This window comes from Dialister sp. CAG:357, assembly GCF_000435155.1.
Taxonomy (GTDB): domain Bacteria; phylum Bacillota; class Negativicutes; order Veillonellales; family Dialisteraceae; genus Dialister; species Dialister hominis.
The window spans coordinates 1-5,175 of the sequence record NZ_FR896383.1 but is presented as its reverse complement, the minus strand read 5'-3'; the positions used below and the strand labels follow the sequence as shown (position 1 = coordinate 5,175).

At 45.5% G+C, this 5,175-nt stretch carries 4 protein-coding genes and 1 pseudogene; all 5 read left to right on the top strand.

Annotation, left to right across the window (positions count from 1 at the left end):
* Window positions 1-632: pseudogene (locus M3200_RS02345) on the top strand (BREX-1 system adenine-specific DNA-methyltransferase PglX); the annotation flags it as partial.
* A 12-nt stretch (window positions 633-644) separates the two neighbouring features.
* Window positions 645-1,241 carry a hypothetical protein gene (locus M3200_RS02340; RefSeq protein ID WP_022381932.1) on the top strand — a complete coding sequence of 199 codons (597 nt, stop codon included), beginning with the start codon at window positions 645-647 and terminating at the stop codon, window positions 1,239-1,241.
* On the top strand, window positions 1,242-1,439 hold the full coding sequence (locus tag M3200_RS02335) for a hypothetical protein (protein ID WP_022381931.1): 198 nt from the start codon (window positions 1,242-1,244) through the stop codon (window positions 1,437-1,439). It abuts the gene before it with no gap.
* A gap of 17 nt (window positions 1,440-1,456) precedes the next feature.
* Window positions 1,457-4,066, top strand: coding sequence for a BREX-1 system phosphatase PglZ type A (gene pglZ, locus M3200_RS02330; protein WP_022381930.1), 2,610 nt, complete (start codon window positions 1,457-1,459; stop codon window positions 4,064-4,066).
* A gap of 17 nt (window positions 4,067-4,083) precedes the next feature.
* On the top strand, window positions 4,084-5,175 hold a 1,092-nt coding region (locus M3200_RS02325; protein ID WP_288178085.1), incomplete at its 3' end, for a BREX system Lon protease-like protein BrxL.

The window sequence follows — 5,175 nt, the reverse complement described above, 5'->3', positions numbered from 1 at the left end:
CCTATGGTGGTGGTGATTGGGACGACTCGAAGTATAAGACATTCATCCCTGACAAGGACGCTATCATCCCGATTACTGATGATGAGTATTTTACTGACGATATCGTAGGGCGTTTTGTTGAGTTCGTCAGAACCGTATATGGTGATGACACGCTGGAAGAGAATCTAAAGTTTATCGCAGATGCTTTGGATGGGAAGGGCTCCACTTCCAGAGAGGTAATCCGGAATTATTTCTTGAATGATTTCTACAAGGATCACTGCAAGACATACCAGAAAAGGCCTATTTACTGGCTCTTTGATTCTGGAAAGAAGAACGGTTTTAAATGCCTGATCTACATGCATCGCTATCAGCCGGATACGATTGCCCGGATCCGGACGGACTATGTGCATGAGCAGCAGGCACGCTATAGGACTGCGATTTCCGGTCTGGAGCGTCAGATTAGCGGAGCATCGACTTCTGATCGTGTACGCCTGAATAAGCAGCTAGAGAAACTCAAAGATCAGGCGGAAGAGACGCGGCTTTATGAGGAAAAGATCCATCACCTCGCTGATCAGATGATTTCGATTGATCTTGACGATGGCGTGAAGCATAACTACGCGATATTCCAGGATGTCCTGGCGAAGATAAAGTAATGAGGAATGTGAATGGATAATAAAGAATCAGCAGAACAATACAAACCTGCAGAGAAAATCAACACTGTTAATTTGACGGACCAATATCCTTCGGCTCAGTATCCTTCGGCTCAGTTTTTCGTAGATGCTTGTTTTAATGATTATCAGAGACTGCAGGATAACTATAGTAAGATCTATGAGAAGACGAATATTGCCTTGGCATTTGTGGGTATCGTTTTAACTATTATGCTTACTACATTGGATTTCTCATCGTTATCAAAGATTATGGGAAGCATGAATGTGGGACAGCTATTATTGGTGTTGATAGAAATAGGATGCTGCATTTGCGGGGTGGGTATTCTTCTAATTTCTGCGATTAAGTTTTTGTACCTTTTGAAGGGCAAAGATATTCCTGTTTTTAACAGTGTGGATGTAAGAGATGCTGAACTTTATAGAGAAGATAATGAAACAGCAGCAATGTGGCTGATAGATAAATATACTTCGGTTGTATTTGAACTCAGACCTATTGTTGAGAAGAAGCAAAAAAAATTCGATTCAACATTAACGATGACTATAAGCGGTATCATCTTATATGCTATTTCAGTTATTTTGCAAAAAGGAGGCTTTTAGATGAGCGACTCTTCAATAAATGATATAAAAAGTGGGAAAGGATTAAAACCCTTGCAAGGTGAGAATGCTCCTAAATCCGGTGTTACTATGGAACATAGATCTCAAGATAATATTAAAGTTTCGCAAGGTAATGCGGGAATTACTCATGAAACCTTTTCTCATCATACTGATAGTGAAAAATCAGGAAGCGACAAGTAACAGACAGGAGGGAATTTATGGCTCTGCCTGATCCAGATAAAGTAATACAGGAGTTAAATCGCAGGTTCGCAGCTCCGCTCCCGGAATTCTATAACCGCAGGATCATATTCTGGTACGACGAAGACCGGGATTTTGAAGAAAAAATCCAGAGCGGAGAGATTGAGCTGGCGAATGCGAAGCTTATCACACTCGACGATACGAATAATTTTGAAGTCAAGAAGCTCCTGACATATGATGACAAGAGCAGTAATTTCTGCGTATACTGCCCGGTATCTTATCCGGATGAAAAGAACTGGCTCCTCCCGGTAGAGCTTATCAGCGAGGAGTTTCGTGCCGATCTCGTGTCCATGTGGCTTGAAGAAATGGACATTCCAAACACCGCCAATCTCAGAAAGACGGTTAAGGATTATCGCTCTTTCTTCAAGACGAAAGCGCACCGGACAAAGGTCGCAAATCTCAACCAGAAGATTACAGCGCCGGTACAACTGCACAAGGCTGTGATGGCTGTACTCTGCGGCGTAAAGGACACTGGCCCGAATCTTCTGATCCGCACAGTTCTCCGGGCTGGTACGGACCAGGAGCAGAATGGAATATATCAGTCTTTTGCAAAGTTTGGCGCGGATTCTGTTTTCTGGCAGATGGTGGCTCAGGTAACGGGTTATAGGGAAGAGTCATCGGATCTTGGAAGGCTGTCATGCCATATTCTGATGACCGCTGTCACGCGTACTTTGCGCATGGATAATCTGGTCGGACTCGACAGCTTTATTTCGATTCCGCATCAGAGCTATTGCTATGATTTCATGTCCGACTGGATTCACAGTGATGAGACCCGTGAGCTGTACGACATCGCCAGAAATGTAGAGGATGAACTGCGCCTTCCGGCCCGTTTCAGTCAGATTCCGCTCGAAGAACTGACCGCGACAGAGATCTTCCCTTGCATCGACGAATGCATACTGAAAAAGATAATGACCGACATCATCGACAACACGATAAATGTCGATGCCATTATAGAAACTGTGGGTAAACGCAGAACGCTTCTCTGGTACAGCCGTGTACAGCATTTTTATGAAGGCGTTTTGAATGTGGCATATATGCAGAAGTTCTATCTGGAGCATTCTGCAGGTTTCCATACAGTTGAACCTCATAAGGTCTGGAAGAAATATACGGAAGATTATTACCGGATGGATACATACTACAGGTTGTTCCATGTAGCATTCGGAAAATCCCTGAATTCATCCAATCCACTCCTGGATGACCTGTTCAAACATGTGGCGGATGTTGTAGAAGGGTTATACGCGAACTGGTTCCTCGGCAACCTAGGTACAAACTGGGCCACGGCGGCAGCAGACAACCTGAAGAATTTTGGGCGCATAATGGAAGTCCCTCAGCAGAAAGATTTCTATCGTAACAGGGTGAAGAATGCAGATACGAGGGTTTTCGTGCTGATTTCTGATGCCATGCGCTATGAGGTTGCTGTTACCCTCGCGAATGAACTGCGGCAGGAAACCCAAGCAAACGTCAAAATGGAATCCTGTGAAGGAATATTCCCGACAGTGACGAAATTCGGAATGGCTGCCCTTTTGCCGCATAATGATCTCACCGCAGAACTGCGGCCGAATGGTGTTATCGGAGTCCTGGCTGACGGAAAGTCTACGGAAGCCGGTGACCGCGATGGGATTTTAAAGAAGGCAAATCCGTCCAGTGTCGCTCTGCAGTACAAGAACATTATCAAGATGAAACGTGCTGATCGAAGTGCCCTGGTCAAGGGTATGGATGTCGTATACATCTATCATAACAGGATTGATGAGACAAGTCATACCGATGAAACAGAGGTATTCAATTCATGCCAGGATGCGATTGCTGAACTAAAGAACATGGTAAGGATCATTGTGAACGAGTTCAGCGGTACGAGGATTTTCATCACATCTGATCATGGATTTATCTACACTTATCAGCCTCTTACCGAGGATGCGAAAGTAGATAAAACGACAGTATCCGATGAAGATATCGAAGTGGATCGCCGTTACCTTATTACGAAAAAGGGCGCGAAGCCGGATTATCTGCTTCCAGTAAAGTTCCTTGATGACACCCAGTTTGATGCCTTTTCGCCTATAGGGAATACCCGGATCAGAAAAAAGGGCGGTGGACTGAACTTTGTTCACGGCGGTATCAGTCTGGAAGAGATGGTCGTGCCGGTGATCGACTACCATTACATGCGCACGGACAGCGCTGGCTATCAGAAAAATAAGAAAAAGTACGATACAAAGCCTGTTTCCTTAAGTCTACTCTCGGCGAGTCACAAGATCAGCAACATGATCTTTTCTTTGAATTTCTACCAGAAAGAGGCTGTATGCGCAAACCGTGAAGCAGCGACATATCTTCTGTATTTTACAGATGCAGAGGGTAGGCAGGTCAGCGATACGCAGCGAGTGATTGCGGACAAGACGAGCGATGACAATCAGGACAGGACGTTCCGTGTGAGTTTTAACCTGAAATCAATGAAGTACAGTAGCAATGAAACCTATTATCTGGTTATTGCAGATGAAAGCGGTCTGCAGCTTCCGCAGAGAGAGGAGTTTACGATAGACATCGCTTTCGCGGTCGATAATTTTGATTTCTTCAGTTAAGGGAAGGATGCTTGTAAATGGATGAAACAGCAGCGGGAGAAAGGAGTACCCGTGAAATTATAAAAGAAAAACTCCGTCAGAACTTTGACGGCAAGATCGTTCGGAAAGACCTGACGAAGAAAATCAAGGAAGGTGCGAACGTACCGGTCTATGTCCTCGAATTTTTGCTTGGCCAGTATTGCAGCTCGGATGACGAAGAGGTTATAGAGCGAGGCATTGAGAACGTAAAGAAGATCCTGTCGGATAACTATGTCCGTCCGGATGAGGCGCAGAAGGTGTTGTCCAAACTCAGGCAGCGGGGAAGTCATACCATCATTGATATGGTGACCGTGGATCTGAATCTGCGGTATGACGAATACGAGGCATCTTTCTCGAATCTGGGACTGACTGGAATTCCAATCAGTGAGGATTATGCAGAGAAGTATGATCGTCTACTCTGCGGCGGGATCTGGTGCATCGTGCAGCTGGAATACGATTCTGGAGAAGAGGCGGTGCCGGATATCATTTCTCCATCCGGAGACCGCATTCAGTCAAAACGCAAGAAGCAGAAAGAATTGACACCAATCAGCATACGCAAGCTGACGCCGATCCAGTTGCCAAGTGTAGATATGGATGGCTTAAAGGAAGGCCGGAAAGACTTCACAAAGGATGAGTGGCTTGATATCCTCATGCGCTCCATCGGTATGGAACCGGATGAACTGACGTATCGGGAAAAGTGGCTCCTTCTCACCCGCATGATTCCGCTTGTGGAGAATAATTTTAATCTCTGCGAGCTGGGACCGCGGTCTACTGGAAAATCCTATCTCTACAAGGAGGTATCGCCGAACAGTATCCTGGTGTCCGGTGGTCAGACGACGGTAGCGAACCTTTTCTACAACATGGGACGGAAGACAATGGGGCTTGTCGGTCTGTGGGACTGTGTGGCGTTTGATGAGGTCGCCGGGATCAAATTCAAAGATAACGACGGAATTCAGATCATGAAGGATTACATGGCATCTGGTTCTTTTGCCCGTGGAAAGGAAGAAAAGGCTGCTTCTGCGTCGATGGTTTTCGTTGGCAATATCAATCAGAGTGTCAATGTGCTCCTGAAGACATCCAGCCTCTTTGAT

Coding starts and splice junctions, on each gene's coding strand:
- pglZ (WP_022381930.1), top strand. CDS start 1,457: ATGGCTCTGCCTGATCCAGATAAAGTAATACAGGAGTTAAATCGCAGG.
- M3200_RS02340 (WP_022381932.1), top strand. CDS start 645: ATGGATAATAAAGAATCAGCAGAACAATACAAACCTGCAGAGAAAATC.
- M3200_RS02335 (WP_022381931.1), top strand. CDS start 1,242: ATGAGCGACTCTTCAATAAATGATATAAAAAGTGGGAAAGGATTAAAA.